Consider the following 14,511-nt stretch of genomic DNA (forward strand, 5'->3'; position numbering starts at 1 on the left):
ATGGCCTTCCGCGAGATCAACGCGAAGATGATCGAGGCGACGGTCGCGCCGGGTCAGCGGCTGTTCAGCCAGCGCGGCGCGATGCTCGCGTACCGGGGCGAGGTGTCGTTCACGCCCAACACGGCGGGCGGCCAGGGCGGGATCATGTCGATGATCGGCCGCCGGGTCGCCGACGAGGACACGCCCCTGATGACCGTCGAGGGCAGCGGCACGGTCCTGTTCGGGCACGGCGGGCACCACATCCAGGTGATCCGGCTGACCGGCGACACGCTGTACGTGGAGGCGGACCGCCTCCTGGCCTTCGAGGGCTCGCTCCAGCAGGGCACGATGTTCCTGGGCTCGCAGGGCGGCGTCATGGGCATGGTGCGCGGGCAGGTCAGCGGCCAGGGCCTGTTCACGACGACGCTGAAGGGGCAGGGGGCCGTCGCGGTCATGGCCCACGGCGGCGTCATCGAGATCCCGATCACCCCGCAGCGCCCGGTCCACGTGGACCCGCAGGCCTACGTCGCCCACCACGGCGACGTCCGCAACAAGCTGTCCACGGCCCTCGGCTGGCGGGACATGGTGGGGCGCGGCTCGGGCGAGGCGTTCCAGCTGGAGCTGAGCGGCAGCGGTGCGGTGTACGTCCAGGCGTCGGAGGAGAAGCTGTGAGCACGTACGGAAGCCCCGGCGCCGGCCCCGTGGTCTTCGACCCGGCGACGCTGCCGCCCGACGACAACGTCAACGCGTACACCTTCTGCGTGGAGCTCAAGGGGAGCCAGTGGTTCCTGCAGAAGGGGAAGATGATCGCCTACTACGGCTCGATCGACTTCAACGGCGTCGGACACGGCCGGCTGGACCGTCTCGTCCGTACGTCCTTCCATTCGCCACTGCACGCGAGCGACTGGGTCGTGGCGGAGGGCTCGGGCAAGATGCTCCTCGCCGACCGGGCCTTCGACGTCAATTCTTACGACCTCGAAGAGGGCAACCTGACCATTCGCTCGGGCAACCTCCTCGCTTTTCAGCCAACTCTGTCACTGAAGCAATCAATCGTGCCGGGTTTTCTGACCCTCATCGGAACCGGAAAGTTCGTGGCCGCGTCCAACGGGCCGGTGGTGTTCATGGAACCCCCGATCCGGGTCGACCCCCAGGCCCTGGTCGGCTGGGCCGACTGCCCTTCCCCGTGCCACCACTACGACCACGGGTACATGACCGGCGTCATGGGCGGTCTACGTGCACTGACGGGTCTCGGCGGGGCCTCCGGCGAGGAGCACCAGTTCGAGTTCGTCGGCGCCGGGACGGTGCTGCTCCAGTCGTCGGAGACCCTGATGGCGGAGCAGGCCACGGGGGCCGTTCCGCATCAGGTCGGCGTGCCCGGCGGCGGGGCGCACAGCCCCCAGGCTGGGCAGTCCGGCGTACCGCGTCTTCCCGGACAGCTGGGGGACCTCCAGCGTCGCTTCGGGCTGTGAGCGGTAGTCTGCGGAGTGTGACATCGAACGCCTGCGCACTGTTGTTCGCCAGGCGTGCGCCGTCACACGCCACCCCTCACTAGTTCGCCTTTCAACCTTTTAGGTAGACTTCATTCATGGAGACCGAGACGGCCACCCGCTGGCTGACCGATGCGGAGCAGTGCGCCTGGCGCACCCACCTGGAGGTCAACAGGCTGTTGACGTACCAGCTCGAGAAGGACCTGCAGCCGTTCGGCCTGACAATGAACGACTACGAGATCCTGGTGAATCTCTCCGAGTCCGAGGGCCAGAGGATGCGGATGAGCGACCTCGCCTCCGCCACCCTCCAGTCCAAGAGCCGCCTCTCGCACCAGATCACGCGTATGGAGAACGCCAACCTGGTCCGGCGGGAGAACTGCGAGTCGGACCGCCGGGGGCTCTACGCGGTCCTCACCGACCACGGCATGGCGACGATGCAGAAGGTCGCGCCCCACCATGTGGCGTCCGTGCGCAGGCACTTCATCGACCTGCTGTCCCCCGAGGCCCTGACCGAGCTCGACAAGGCCCTCAAGCCCATCGCGGAGCACCTGCGCGGGCATCGCGGACGCCCGTAGCCGGACACCCCCTAGGGGGTGTCCGCAAAGTCCCGCCTGCCCCGCGACGCCCGGCACGCCGAGAGCACGCACCGAACGCCGCGGCGCCCGCCCTCCGGGCGAACGACGCGACTTTACGGACACCCCCTAGGCGAGCGGCAGGCGGAGTTCGAACAGGGCTCCGCCTGCGGGCCCTCGTCCGGCGGTGAGTGTGCCGCCGTGCCGGACGGCCACGTCCCGGGCGATGGCGAGTCCCAACCCGGCTCCGCCGTCGTCGCGGCTTCGGGCCGCGTCCAGCCGGACGAACCGTTCGAAGATCCGCTCCCGGTCGCCGTCGGGCACGCCGTCACCGTCGTCGGCCACCCCGACCACGGCCCGGTCGCCCTCGCGCCGCACGTCCACGGTCACGGCCGACCGGGCGTGCCGCTGGGCGTTGTCGAGCAGATTGGCGAGCACCCGGCCCAGCTGCCCCCGCGAGCCGGCCACCTCCACCCGCTCCGCGTCCACGGTCACACCCGGCCGGCCCTCGGCCTCCTCCCGGGCGAGCCCGGCGAGGTCGACCTTCGCGTCGCCCGGCCGCTCCCCCGCGTCCAGCCGGGCGAGCAGCAGCAGATCGGCCGCCAGCCGCTGGAGCCGGACGGTGTCCTCCACGGCCCCGTCGAGGTCCAGCAGCTCGGGGTGCGCGGCGGCCACCTCCAGCTGTGTCCGCAGCGAGGCGATCGGACTGCGCAGCTCGTGGGAGGCGTCGGCGACGAACCGCCGCTGCCGCTCCACGGACGTCTCCAGCGCCGCGAGCGTCTCGTTGGTGGTGCTGGCCAGCCGGGCGATCTCGTCGTGCGTGTCCGGCTCGGGAACGCGCCGCGCGAGATCCTCCGACTGGGTGATCGCGGCCATCTCGCGCCGGATCCCCTCCACGGGCCGCAGGGCCCGCCGGGTCACCAGCCAGGTCACGGCCGCGACGACGCCGAGCAGCAGCGGGAACCCGATCAGCATCACCGTCAGCGCGGTGCGCACGGCCCCGTGCTCGGCGGCCAGCGGGGAACCGGCGTAGACCGTGAGGTGCCCCCGGTCGTGGGTCTCGACCTCGACGGCGGCGAACCGGTAGTCCTGCGCCTCCCCGTCGATGGTCGCGGACCCGTTGCTGAAGACGCTCTCCCCGGAGATCTCACCGGGCTCCAGGGCCTCGCCCGCGTCCTCGGGGTCGTCATCATCGTCGCCGGGGGGTGTCGCGGCCGGCTGCGGCTTCACCCGTCCGCTGTCCGTCCCGCTGATCCGCTCCAGGTCCTCGCTGGCCGCGACCAGTCGCTTCCGCTCGTCCAGGACCTGCACCGGGCCGTCATCGCCGTCCAGCCCGGAGAGCTTGTCGTACGGCGTTCCGGCGGCGAGTTCGGAGGCGACGGCCCTCGCGGAGCGCTCCGCCTGCGTGCCGGCCTCGCCGATCAGGTTGGACCGCAGGGACAGCAGCACGGCGGCCCCGGCCGCGACGAGCGCCACCGCGACCACGAGCGTGGCTCCCAGCGTGGCCCGTGCCCGGACGGAACCGAACAGCCGCCTCACGGCGACGTCTCCAGCCGGTAGCCGGCCCCGCGCACGGTCCGGATCAGCCCGGCGCGCAGCTTCCGCCGCAGCGTGCTGACGTACACCTCGACGATGTTCGGGTCACCGTCGTACGCGAAGTCCCAGACGTGCTCCAGGATCTCGGACTTGGACACCACCTCGCCCGCCCGCAGCACGAGCTGCTCCAGTACGGAGAACTCCTTGGCGGTGAGGGCGATCTCGTCCTCGCCCAGGAACACCCGCCGGGCCGCCGTGTCCACCTTCAGATCACCGTGCACGTGCACGGGCGAGGCCCCAGCCCCCTGCCCGCGCCGCCGCAGCAGCGCCTTGACCCGGGCGACCAGCACGACGTACGAGAACGGCTTGGTCAGGTAGTCGTCCGCACCCGTGTCGAGGCCCTCGGCCTCGTCGTACTCGCCGTCCTTGGCGGTCAGCATCAGGATCGGAACGTCGTGCCCGGCGCCGCGCAGGGCAGCGCAGACCCGGTAGCCGTTCAGGCCGGGCAGCATGATGTCGAGGATCACCAGGTCGTACGTGCCCTCCGATGCCTGGTGCAGCCCCTCCCGTCCGTCGTGGACGACGTCCACGGCGTACCCCTCGGCCGTCAGGCCCCTGGCGAGCGACAGGGCCAGCCGCTTCTCGTCCTCCACGATCAACAGGCGCATGCGTAAAGAGTGGCAAAGGGAACCTGAAGATCACTTCAGGGGCCTTCAGGTTCCTCTCAGCCTCCGTCAGCCAGAGTCGAAGACGTCGAAAACGAAACGACTCGGGAGGAATCCGCATGAAGCGCAACATCGTGATCGCCGCTGTGACTGCCGCCGCTCTGATCGGAGGCGGGACGGCCACGGCCATCGCGACCACGGGAGACGACCAGGGCTCGGCGCGGCAGGCGGCGAACACGAAGCTGTCGGACGACGGCAACCGTGAAGATCAGGACGACCGCGACGACCGCGACGACGACGCCAAGGTCTCCTCCTCCGACGTCACCGCGCCCGAGGCCATCGCCTCCGCGCTGAAGCACACGTCCGGCACGGTCGTCTCCGCCGAGCTGGACGACGAGGACGACAGCGGCAAGGTGGTCTGGAACGTCGACGTCCTGTCGGGCGACAACACCTGGCACAGCGTGAGCGTCGACCCGTCCAACGGCAAGGTCCTGGGCTCGCAGACCGACGACGAGGACGACACGGCGCAGGTGCGGGCCGCGCTGAAGGGTTCCTCGGTGAGCGCCGAGGAGGCCGCGAAGGCCGCCTCCGGCAAGGGCGTGGTGACGTCCGTCGGCCTTGACGAGGACGGCAAGGACAAGTCCTGGGAGGCCGAGACCCGCACGTCCGGCGGAGCCGAGCAGGACTGGAAGATCGACCTGAAGTCGGGCAAGGTCACGGCGGACCGCGCCGACGCGCAGGACGACGACGCGGACGACGCCGACGACCAGGACTGATCAGCAGCTGTCCCTCTCACGGCCCCGGCGTCCACACGGACGCCGGGGCCGAGTGGGTCCGCAGCCCTGTGTCGCAAGGTGCCGCTGCGTCGGCGCTGAGGTCGGGTGGGTCCGCAGCCCGGCGGAACGGGGTGCTGCGCCCACCCGTGCCGCCCCTAGCGGCACGCATGCCCGCAGCGGGGACGGTCCGCACCCGCGCACCGCGAGCAGGGGACGTGTCGGGGGGTGTCCGCCCGCAGCGGTTGGCGCGTCAACGCCAGTCAGCCGGTACGACACCCCATCGCGCCGTTCCGAGGACGGACACCCCCCGGCGCGGCCCCGACCCACCCCCGGTGGTCAGGCGTAAGTGGCCTCAGCCCTCCGTCAACCCCGCCACCAACTCGTCAGCCGCACGGTACGGATCCAGCTCCCCCGCCACGATCCGCTCCGCCAGCGCCCCGAGGCGCCGGTCCCCGTGCAGGTCTCCGATCCGCTCCCGCAGTGCCGTCACCGCGATCGTCTCGACCTCGCGCGAAGCGCGGGCCGCCCGCCGCTCCGCCAGTACGCCCCGCTCCTCCATCCAGGCCCGGTGCTTCTCCAGCGCCTCGACGACCTCGTCGACGCCCTCGCCCCGCGCCGCGACCGTCTTCACGATCGGCGGACGCCAGTCGCCCGGCCCCCGGGACTCCCCCAGCCCCAGCATGTGGTTCAGCTCGCGAGCCGTCGCGTCCGCCCCGTCCCGGTCCGCCTTGTTCACGACGTACACGTCGCCGATCTCCAGGATCCCGGCCTTGGCCGCCTGGATCCCGTCCCCCATCCCCGGCGCGAGGAGCACCACGGACGTGTCGGCCTGCGAGGCGATCTCCACCTCGGACTGCCCCACGCCCACCGTCTCGACCAGGATCACGTCACAGCCGGCGGCGTCCAGCACCCGGATCGCCTGCGGGGCCGCCCAGGCCAGCCCGCCCAGGTGCCCGCGCGTCGCCATCGACCGGATGTACACGCCCGGGTCGGACGCGTGCTCCGACATCCGCACCCGGTCCCCGAGCAGCGCACCGCCCGAGAACGGGGACGACGGGTCGACGGCGAGCACGCCGACCCGCTTGCCCTGCTTGCGGTAGGCGGAGACCAGCGCCGAGGTCGACGTCGACTTGCCGACCCCGGGCGACCCGGTCAGCCCGACCACGTACGCCCCGCCCGTCAGCGGCGCGAGCGCCGCCATGACCTCCCGCAGCTGCGGGGACGCCCCCTCCACCAGGGAGATCAGCCGGGCCACGGCCCGCGGCCGGCCTTCCCTGGCCTGGGCCACCAGGGTGGAGACGTCCTGCATCACAGCTCCGTTCAGATAAGGGACGTACCGGGAATCAGGCCTTGGGCACGCGCACGATCAGCGCGTCACCCTGACCACCACCACCGCACAGCGCGGCCGCACCCACGCCACCGCCACGCCGCTTCAGCTCCAGCGCGAGATGCAGCACGAGCCGCGCACCGGACATCCCGATCGGGTGACCCAGGGCAATCGCCCCACCGTTGACATTCACCTTTTCGGTGGACACCCCGAGGTCCTTCATGGACTGCACGGCCACGGCCGCGAACGCCTCGTTGATCTCGATGAGATCGAGGTCCGCAACCTCCAGGCCCTCCTTCTTCAGCGCGTGCACGATCGCGTTGGACGGCTGCGACTGGAGCGAGTTGTCCGGCCCGGCCACATTGCCGTGCGCCCCGATCTCGGCGATCCACTCCAGGCCGAGCTCCTGGGCCTTGGCCTTGCTCATCACCACGACGGCGGCGGCACCGTCGGAGATCTGCGAGGCGGAACCGGCCGTGATCGTGCCGTCCTTGGAGAACGCCGGACGCAGCTTCCCGAGCGACTCCACGGTCGTGTCACCGCGAATGCCCTCGTCCTTGCTGAACAGCACCGGGTCGCCCTTGCGCTGCGGGATCTCGACGGGCGTGATCTCGGCCTCGAACAGGCCGTTCTTCTGCGCCGCGGCGGCCCGCTGGTGCGACAGCGCGGCGATCTCGTCCTGCTCCGGCCGGGCGATGCCCAGACGGGTGTTGTGCTTCTCCGTCGACTCGCCCATGGCGACGCCGTCGAAGGAGTCGGTCAGACCGTCGTAGGCCATGGCGTCGAGCATCTCGACGGCGCCGTACTTGAAGCCCTCGCGGGACTTCGGCAGCAGGTGCGGGGCGTTGGTCATGGACTCCTGGCCGCCGGCGACGACCACGTCGAACTCGCCCGCGCGGATGAGCTGGTCGGCGAGCGCGATGGCGTCGAGGCCGGACAGACACACCTTGTTGATGGTCAGCGCCGGCACGTTCATCGGGATGCCGGCCTTGACGGCGGCCTGGCGGGCCGGGATCTGCCCCGCCCCGGCCTGGAGCACCTGGCCCATGATCACGTACTGCACCTGGTCGCCACCGATCCCCGCACGGTCGAGGGCGGCCTTGATCGCGAAGCCGCCGAGGTCGGCTCCGGAGAAGGACTTCAGCGATCCGAGCAGCCGCCCCATGGGCGTACGCGCTCCCGCGACGATCACCGAGCTGTTCGCTTCGGAAGTTCCAGAAGACATGAGCTGCGATCCCCTTACCGGCTGCACAGCCGAGGAGTGAACGAGGGTTTACTTCGAATGTACTGAGTGGCACTCCGTGCCGTCATCGGGCTGTCGGTGTGATCGCGCGCACGTTGCGTAACCACCTCCGGGGCGTTGCACTGAATCCATGCTGACGCGAATCGACCACATCGGAATCGCCTGTTTCGACCTCGACAGGACCGTCGAGTTCTACCGTGCCACCTACGGCTTCGAGGTGTTCCACTCCGAGGTCAACGAGGAGCAGGGTGTGCGCGAGGCCATGCTCAAGATCAACGAGACGTCCGACGGCGGTGCCTCCTACCTGCAGCTCCTGGAGCCGACCCGCGAGGACTCCACCGTCGCCAAGTGGCTCGCGAAGAACGGCGAAGGCGTCCACCACATCGCTTTCGGTACGGCAGACGTCGACGGCGACGCCGAGGAGATCAAGGGCAAGGGCGTACGCGTGCTGTACGAAGAGCCGCGAGTCGGTTCCATGGGGTCACGGATCACCTTCCTGCACCCCAAGGACTGTCATGGCGTACTGACAGAACTGGTCACTTCGGCGCCTGTTGAGTCACCTGAGCACTGACCCTCGTACATAGGGGCCGGTAGGGTTGGGGGCGGTCGCCGCTCAGTCCAGGGTGACCGCGGTCCCGCCGTGCTGCGGCAGGACCACCGGGGTCCGGGTTTCGGGGGACGAGCGTCGGGGCAGCAGCCTCTGCTCCGCCGATGATCTGACACCATTCCCCGGGGGCCCCGTTCGGCGGATGGACGGAGCTCGTTTGGAGAGTGTTGCGACCAGGGGACGGATGGGACCGCGCAGTGCGGGGCTACGAGAGCCAGGAGCGAGAGCCGGCGGCTGACGTCGACCACCTCTCTCGGTTCGAAGCCGAGATGAAGCGGCTGAAGACCGAACGGGAAAAGGCGATCCAGCACGCCGAGGACCTCGGCTACCAGGTCGAGGTGCTGCGCGCCAAGCTGCACGAGGCGCGGCGCACCATCATGTCCCGGCCCTCCTTCGAGGGGGGCGACATCGGCTGGCAGGCCGAGCAGTTGCTGCGCAACGCTCAGATGCAGGCCGACCAGATCCGCGCGGACGCCGACCGCGAGCTGAGCGAGGCCCGGGCGCAGACCCAGCGGATCCTCCAGGAGCACGCCGAGCAGGCCGCCCGGCTCCAGGCCGAGCTGCACCAGGAGGCGGTGACCCGCCGCCAGCAGCTGGACCAGGAGCTGGCCGAGCGCCGCCAGACGGTCGAGTCGCACGTCAACGAGAACGTGGCCTGGGCCGAGCAGCTGCGGGCCCGCACCGAGCAGCAGGCCCGCCGGCTGCTGGAGGAGTCCCGAGCCGAGGCCGAGCAGGCCCTCGCCTCCGCCCGGGCGGAGGCCGAGCGGCTGACGACCGAGGCCCGGCAGCGCCTGACGGGCGCGGCCGAGGAGGCCCGGGCCGAGGCCGAGCAGATCCTGCGCCGCGCCCGCACGGACGCCGAGCGCCTGCTCAACGCCGCCTCCACGCAGGCCCAGGAGGCCACCGACCATGCCGAGCAGCTGCGGACGTCGACCGCCACCGAGTCGGAGTCCGCGCGCCGCGAGGCCCAGGAGCTGAGCAAGGCCGCCGAGCAGCGGATGGCCGAGGCCGAGGAGGCGCTGCGCAAGGCGCAGGCCGAGTCGGAGAAGCTGGTCACGGAGGCCAAGGAGGCCGCCGCCAAGGCCCTGGCGAGTGCCGAGTCCGCGAACGAGACGCGCACGCGCACCGCCAAGGAGCAGGTCGCCCGGCTGGTCGAGGAGGCCACGAAGGAGGCCGAGAACACCAAGTCCGAGGCCGAGCAGCTGGTCGCCGACGCCCGCGCCGAGGCCGAGAAGATCGTCGCGGAGGCCTCCGAGAAGGCCCGCACGCTCACCGCCGAGGAGACCGCGACCCAGCTGTCCAAGGCGGCCAGGACCGCCGAGGAGGTCCTCAACAAGGCGTCGGAGGACGCCAAGAAGACCACGAAGGCGGCGGCCGAGGAGGCCGAGCGGATCCGCTCGGAGGCCGAGGCCGAGGCGGACCGGCTGCGGGCCGAGGCGCACGACATCGCCGAGCAGCTCAAGGGCGCCGCGAAGGACGACACCAAGGAGTACCGCGCCAAGACGGTCGAGCTGCAGGAGGAGGCCCGCCGGCTGCGCGGCGAGGCCGAGCAGCTGCGGGCGGACGCGGTCGACGAGGGCGAGAAGATCCGCGCAGAGGCCCGCAAGGAGGCCGTGGCGCAGATCGAGGAGGCGGCGAAGTCCGCCGAGGAGCTGCTCGCCAAGGCCAAGGCGGACGCGGACGAGCTGCGCACGACGGCCCAGACGGACAGTGAGAGGGTCCGCACCGAGGCCATCGAGCGGGCGACGACCCTGCGCCGGCAGGCCGAGGAGACCCTCCAGCGCACCCGGCAGGAGGCCGAGCGGCACCGCGAGGAGGTCGTCGAGCAGGCCGAGGCGCTCCGTGAGGACGCCGAGCGCGCGGCGCGGGAGCTGCACGAGGAGACCGAGCGGGCCATAGAGGTCCGCCGGGCGGAGGCCGCCGAGGAGCTGACACGGCTCCAGACGGAGGCGGAGGAGCGGCTGACGGCCGCCGAGCAGGCGCTGTCGGAGGCCCGCGAGGAGGCCGCGCGGATCCGCCGCGAGGCCACCGAGGAGAACGAACGGCTGCGCGCCGAGGCCGCCGAGCGGATCCGGACGCTCCAGCAGCAGGCCGAGGCGGAGGCCGAGCGGCTGCGCGACGAGGCCGCGTCCGACGCGTCCGCGGCGCGTGCCGAGGGCGAGGCCGTCGCCGTACGGCTGCGCTCGGAGGCGGCGAGCGAGGCCGAGCGGCTGAAGTCGGAGGCGCAGGAGAGCGCCGACCGGATGCGCGCGGAGGCGCAGTCCGCCGCCGAGCGGCTCGCCGCGGAGGCGTCGGAGACGCTGGCCGCCGCCCAGGAGGAGGCCAACCGGCGCCGCCGCGAGGCCGAGGAGCTGCTCGGGAGCGCCCGGCAGGAGGCCGACCAGGAGCGCGAGCGGGCCCGCGAGCAGAGCGAGGAGCTGCTGGCCTCGGCGCGCAAGCGCGTGGAGGAGGCGCAGACCGAGGCCGTACGGCTGGTCGAGGAGGCCGACCGCCGTGCCACGGAGATGGTGTCGGCGGCCGAGCAGCACGCTCAGCAAGTCCGGGACTCCGTCGCGGGACTGCACGAGCAGGCCCAGGAGGAGATCACCGGTCTGCGTTCCGCCGCCGAGCACGCGGCGGACCGTACGCGCCGCGAGGCCCAGGAGGAGGCGGACCGGGTCCGCTCCGACGCCTACGCCGAGCGGGAGCGGGCGAGCGAGGACGCGGGCCGGCTGCGGCGCGAGGCGCACGAGGAGTCCGAGGCCGCCAAGGCGCTCGCCGAGCGGACGATGTCCGAGGCGATCTCGGAGGCGGAGCGGATCCGCGCGGACGTCGCCGAGCACGCCCAGCGGGTGCGCACGGAGGCGTCGGACGCGATCGCCGAGGCCGAGCAGAGCGCCTCGCGCACCCGGGCGGACGCCCGGGAGGACGCCAACCGCATCCGCTCGGACGCGGCGACGCAGGCGGACACCCTCATCACCGAGGCCCGCAACGAGGCGGAGCGGCTGACGACGGAGACGGTCCAGGAGACCGACCGGCTGCGCATGGACACGGTCGCCGAGGCGGAGCGGGTCCGCACGGAGGCCCTCTCCGAGGCCGAGCGCGTCCGCTCCGAGGCGGCCACCGAGGCCGAGCGGGTGCGCTCGGAGTCGGTCGCCAAGGCCGAGCAGCTCGTCGGGGACGCCACGAGCGAGGCGGAGCGACTGCGGGCCGAGGCCGCCGAGACGGTCGGTTCGGCGCAGCAGCACGCGGAGCGGATCCGCGCCGAGGCCGGACGGGTGAAGACCGACGCGGAGGCGGAGGCGGAGCGGCTGGTCAGCGCCGCGCGCGAGGAGGCCGACCGCACGCTGGACGAGGCCCGCAAGGACGCCAACAAGCGGCGCTCCGAGGCGGCCGAGCAGGTCGACAAGCTCATCACGGAGACCACGGCCGAGGCGGACAAGCTGCTGACCGAGGCGCAGCAGCAGGCGCACAAAACCACCGCGGAGGCCGAGTCGCGGGCCGACACCATGGTCGGGGCGGCCCGCAAGGAGGCCGACCGGCTCGTCTCCGAGGCGACGGTCGAGGGCAACTCCCGGGTGGAGAAGGCCCGTACGGACGCCGACGAGCTGCTCGTCGGCGCGCGCCGGGACGCCACGCAGATAAGGGAGCGTGCCGAGGAGCTGCGCGACCGCATCACCTCCGAGATCGAGGAGCTGCACGAGCGGGCCCGCCGGGAGTCGGCCGAGGCGATGAAGTCGGCGGGCGACCGCTGCGACGCCCTCGTCAAGGCGGCCGAGGAGCAGCTGGCGAAGGCGCAGGCGAAGGCAAAGGAGATCGTGTCGGAGGCCAACTCCGAGGCGGGCAAGGTCCGTATCGCCGCGGTGAAGAAGGCGGAGGGGCTGCTCAAGGAGGCCGAGCAGAAGAAGTCCACGCTGGTCCGGGAGGCCGAGGAGCTCAAGGCCGAGGCGATCCGCGAGGCCAAGCGCACGGTCGAGGAGGGCAAGCGCGAGCTGGAGGTCCTGGTCCGCCGCCGCGAGGACATCAACGCCGAGATCTCCCGTGTCCAGGACGTCCTGGAGGCGTTGGAGTCCTTCGAGGCCCCCGCCGCGGGCAAGGACAACGGAGTCAAGGCGGGCGCGACGGTCGGCGCACCCCGTTCGGGTGGCAAGGGCTCGGATAGCTAGCCAAACGGGGCGAATCCGGTGTGTGCTGGGGCCTTTGACCAAGTCTTTGGCAAGCGGACCGGGGGTTAGCCACTCAAAAGGGGTGTCATTTTCCAGATCAAACGCGCATCCGCTCGATGACACACCGTTTCGGCCCCTAGGATTCCACCTATCACCTCACCGGTCTCATTCGACAGGAACCCCATGAGCGACACTTCCCCCTACGGCTTCGAGCTTGTGCGGCGTGGGTACGACCGCGCTCAGGTGGACGAACGTATCTCCAAGCTCGTCTCCGACCGTGACAGCGCTCTCGCCCGCATCACCGCTCTGGAAAAGCGCATCGAAGAGCTCCACCTCGAGACGCAGAACGCCCAGGCCCAGATCACCGACGCCGAGCCGTCGTACGCGGGTCTCGGTGCGCGCGTGGAGAAGATCCTCCGCCTCGCCGAGGAAGAGGCGAAGGACCTGCGCGAGGAGGCCCGGCGCGCGGCCGAGCAGCACCGCGAGCTCGCCGAGTCGGCGGCCCAGCAGGTGCGCAACGACGCCGAGTCGTACTCGGCGGAGCGCAAGGCGAAGGCCGAGGACGAGGGCCTGCGGATCGTCGAGAAGGCCAAGAGTGACGCGTCCCAGCTGCGTGCCGAGGCGCAGAAGGACGCGCAGTCCAAGCGCGAGGAGGCGGACGCCCTCTTCGAGGAGACCCGTGCGAAGGCCGCGCAGGCCGCCGCCGACTTCGAGACGAACCTCGCCAAGCGCCGCGAGCAGTCCGAGCGCGACCTGGCCTCCCGTCAGGCCAAGGCCGAGAAGCGCCTCGCCGAGATCGAGCACCGCGCCGAGCAGCTGCGCCTGGAGGCCGAGAAGCTGCGCACGGACGCCGAGCGCCGCGCCCGCCAGACGGTGGAGACGGCCCAGCGCCAGGCCGAGGACATCGTGGCCGACGCCAACGCCAAGGCCGACCGCATCCGTTCGGAATCCGAGCGCGAGCTGGCCGCCCTCACCAACCGCCGCGACAGCATCAACGCCCAGCTGACGAACGTCCGCGAGATGCTCGCGACGCTCACGGGCGCCGCGGTGGCCGCCGCCGGCACGCCGGCCGAGGACGAGCCGATCTCCCGTGGGGTCCCGGCGCAGCAGTCCCGGTAACACGCGGGCATACGGAGGCTGAATCTCCGCAAAGCCCTCTGCCGCTCGGGTGGCAGAGGGCTTTGTCCCGTTCTAGCGTGGCGGGCATGATTGAGCTGGAGGGGCTGACCAAGCGGTACGGCGAGAAGGTGGCGGTCAACAACCTGTCGTTCACCGTGAGACCGGGCATCGTCACCGGCTTCCTCGGGCCGAACGGCGCGGGCAAGTCGACGACCATGCGGATGATCCTGGGGCTCGACCACCCGACCGCGGGCGACGTCCGTATCGACGGCAAGCACTACGAGCAGCTCAAGGACCCGCTGACGTACATCGGCGCCCTGCTGGAGGCCAAGGCCTGGCACGGCGGGCGCACCGCCTACAACCATCTGCTGTGCCTCGCGCAGAGCAACGGCATTCCGAGCGGCCGCGTCCGGGACGTGCTGGAGACGGTCGGGCTGACGGCGGTCGCGAAGAAGAAGACCAAGGGCTTCTCGATGGGCATGGGGCAGCGGCTCGGCATCGCCGCCGCACTGCTAGGCGACCCGCGGATCCTGATGTTCGACGAGCCGGTCAACGGCCTCGACCCCGAGGGCATCCACTGGATCCGCACCCTGATGAAGTCGCTCGCGGCGCAGGGCCGGACCGTGTTCGTCTCCTCCCATCTGATGAGCGAGATGGCCCTGACGGCCGAGCACCTCGTCGTCATCGGGCAGGGCCGGCTGCTCGCGGACACCTCCATGGCGGACTTCATCGCCCGCAACTCACGTTCGTACGTCCGGGTCCGCAGTCCGCAGCGGGAGCGGCTGCTCGATGTGCTGCACCAGGCCGGGATCGTGACGGTGGAGAGCGGGGACGGGGTGCTGGAGGTGGACGGCGGCAAGGCCGAGCGGATCGGTGAGCTGGCGGCCCAGCACCGGATCACGCTGCACGAGCTGAGCCCGCAACAGGCCTCGCTGGAGGAGGCGTTCATGCAGCTGACGGCGGAGTCGGTGGAGTACCACGCGCACAGTGAAACGAGCCCGGCGAGCCCTGAGCCCGCGCGGCAGCAGTGGGGCGACGGCTGGAAGAGGGGCTGA

General features: G+C 71.4%; 12 protein-coding genes. 8 read left to right on the forward strand and 4 right to left on the reverse strand.

The genetic code is table 11. From position 1 onward, the window contains the following. From OO68_RS33380 to OO68_RS33390, 3 genes are all read left to right on the forward strand, one after another. On the forward strand, window positions 1-651 hold the full coding sequence (locus OO68_RS33380) for an AIM24 family protein (protein ID WP_033312956.1): 651 nt from the start codon (window positions 1-3) through the stop codon (window positions 649-651). Next, a complete protein-coding gene (locus OO68_RS33385; RefSeq protein ID WP_033312957.1) occupies window positions 648-1,448 on the forward strand; it encodes an AIM24 family protein in 801 nt (266 codons plus the stop codon). Before OO68_RS33380 ends, OO68_RS33385 begins: the two co-directional genes overlap by 4 nt. A gap of 116 nt (window positions 1,449-1,564) precedes the next feature. Further along, window positions 1,565-2,041, forward strand: coding sequence for a MarR family winged helix-turn-helix transcriptional regulator (locus OO68_RS33390; RefSeq protein WP_033312958.1), 477 nt, complete (start codon window positions 1,565-1,567; stop codon window positions 2,039-2,041). A gap of 126 nt (window positions 2,042-2,167) precedes the next feature. On the opposite strand, the gene OO68_RS33395 is transcribed toward OO68_RS33390, so the two are convergent. Continuing rightward, on the reverse strand, window positions 2,168-3,577 hold the full coding sequence (locus OO68_RS33395; RefSeq protein ID WP_033312959.1) for an ATP-binding protein: 1,410 nt from the start codon (window positions 3,575-3,577) through the stop codon (window positions 2,168-2,170). After that, the gene (locus tag OO68_RS33400; RefSeq protein ID WP_033312960.1) at window positions 3,574-4,242 is read right to left on the reverse strand and encodes a response regulator transcription factor; all 669 of its coding nucleotides are present in this window, start codon (window positions 4,240-4,242) and stop codon (window positions 3,574-3,576) included. Before OO68_RS33400 ends, OO68_RS33395 begins: the two co-directional genes overlap by 4 nt. A gap of 116 nt (window positions 4,243-4,358) precedes the next feature. Between OO68_RS33400 and OO68_RS33405 the strand changes: the two genes are divergently transcribed. Beyond that, window positions 4,359-5,015 (forward strand): PepSY domain-containing protein, encoded by a 657-nt coding sequence (locus tag OO68_RS33405; protein ID WP_033312961.1) that lies wholly within the window; start codon window positions 4,359-4,361, stop codon window positions 5,013-5,015. Between the two features lie 352 nt (window positions 5,016-5,367). On the opposite strand, the gene meaB is transcribed toward OO68_RS33405, so the two are convergent. Together meaB and OO68_RS33415 are read right to left on the reverse strand one after the other, a co-directional pair. Further along, window positions 5,368-6,324, reverse strand: coding sequence for a methylmalonyl Co-A mutase-associated GTPase MeaB (meaB, locus tag OO68_RS33410; RefSeq protein WP_033312962.1), 957 nt, complete (start codon window positions 6,322-6,324; stop codon window positions 5,368-5,370). A 34-nt stretch (window positions 6,325-6,358) separates the two neighbouring features. Beyond that, complete coding sequence (locus OO68_RS33415; protein WP_078625613.1) at window positions 6,359-7,567, reverse strand: acetyl-CoA C-acetyltransferase; 1,209 nt, start codon at window positions 7,565-7,567, stop codon at window positions 6,359-6,361. A 148-nt stretch (window positions 7,568-7,715) separates the two neighbouring features. Between OO68_RS33415 and mce the strand changes: the two genes are divergently transcribed. The 4 genes from mce (at window position 7,716) to OO68_RS33435 (ending at window position 14,511) form a co-directional block, all read left to right on the forward strand. Continuing rightward, window positions 7,716-8,156 carry a methylmalonyl-CoA epimerase gene (gene mce, locus OO68_RS33420; RefSeq protein ID WP_033312964.1) on the forward strand — a complete coding sequence of 147 codons (441 nt, stop codon included), beginning with the start codon at window positions 7,716-7,718 and terminating at the stop codon, window positions 8,154-8,156. A gap of 233 nt (window positions 8,157-8,389) precedes the next feature. After that, complete coding sequence (gene scy, locus OO68_RS33425; RefSeq protein ID WP_033312965.1) at window positions 8,390-12,337, forward strand: polarized growth protein Scy; 3,948 nt, start codon at window positions 8,390-8,392, stop codon at window positions 12,335-12,337. A gap of 183 nt (window positions 12,338-12,520) precedes the next feature. Further along, window positions 12,521-13,456, forward strand: a complete 936-nt coding sequence (locus tag OO68_RS33430; protein WP_031107949.1) for a coiled-coil domain-containing protein — start codon at window positions 12,521-12,523, stop codon at window positions 13,454-13,456. 86 nt (window positions 13,457-13,542) lie between these two features. After that, window positions 13,543-14,511: an ATP-binding cassette domain-containing protein gene (locus OO68_RS33435; protein WP_033312966.1), complete on the forward strand. Its 969-nt coding sequence runs from the start codon at window positions 13,543-13,545 to the stop codon at window positions 14,509-14,511.

Source organism: Streptomyces iakyrus, from assembly GCF_000717055.1.
GTDB lineage: Bacteria > Actinomycetota > Actinomycetes > Streptomycetales > Streptomycetaceae > Streptomyces > Streptomyces iakyrus.

Excerpts from the sequence above, each read along its gene's own strand:
- OO68_RS33380 (WP_033312956.1), top strand. The coding sequence starts at position 1 with ATGGCCTTCCGCGAGATCAACGCGAAGATGATCGAGGCGACGGTCGCG.
- OO68_RS33390 (WP_033312958.1), top strand. The coding sequence starts at position 1,565 with ATGGAGACCGAGACGGCCACCCGCTGGCTGACCGATGCGGAGCAGTGC.
- OO68_RS33400 (WP_033312960.1), bottom strand. The coding sequence starts at position 4,242 with ATGCGCCTGTTGATCGTGGAGGACGAGAAGCGGCTGGCCCTGTCGCTC.
- OO68_RS33405 (WP_033312961.1), top strand. The coding sequence starts at position 4,359 with ATGAAGCGCAACATCGTGATCGCCGCTGTGACTGCCGCCGCTCTGATC.
- meaB (WP_033312962.1), bottom strand. The coding sequence starts at position 6,324 with ATGCAGGACGTCTCCACCCTGGTGGCCCAGGCCAGGGAAGGCCGGCCG.
- OO68_RS33415 (WP_078625613.1), bottom strand. The coding sequence starts at position 7,567 with ATGTCTTCTGGAACTTCCGAAGCGAACAGCTCGGTGATCGTCGCGGGA.
- mce (WP_033312964.1), top strand. The coding sequence starts at position 7,716 with ATGCTGACGCGAATCGACCACATCGGAATCGCCTGTTTCGACCTCGAC.
- OO68_RS33430 (WP_031107949.1), top strand. The coding sequence starts at position 12,521 with ATGAGCGACACTTCCCCCTACGGCTTCGAGCTTGTGCGGCGTGGGTAC.
- OO68_RS33435 (WP_033312966.1), top strand. The coding sequence starts at position 13,543 with ATGATTGAGCTGGAGGGGCTGACCAAGCGGTACGGCGAGAAGGTGGCG.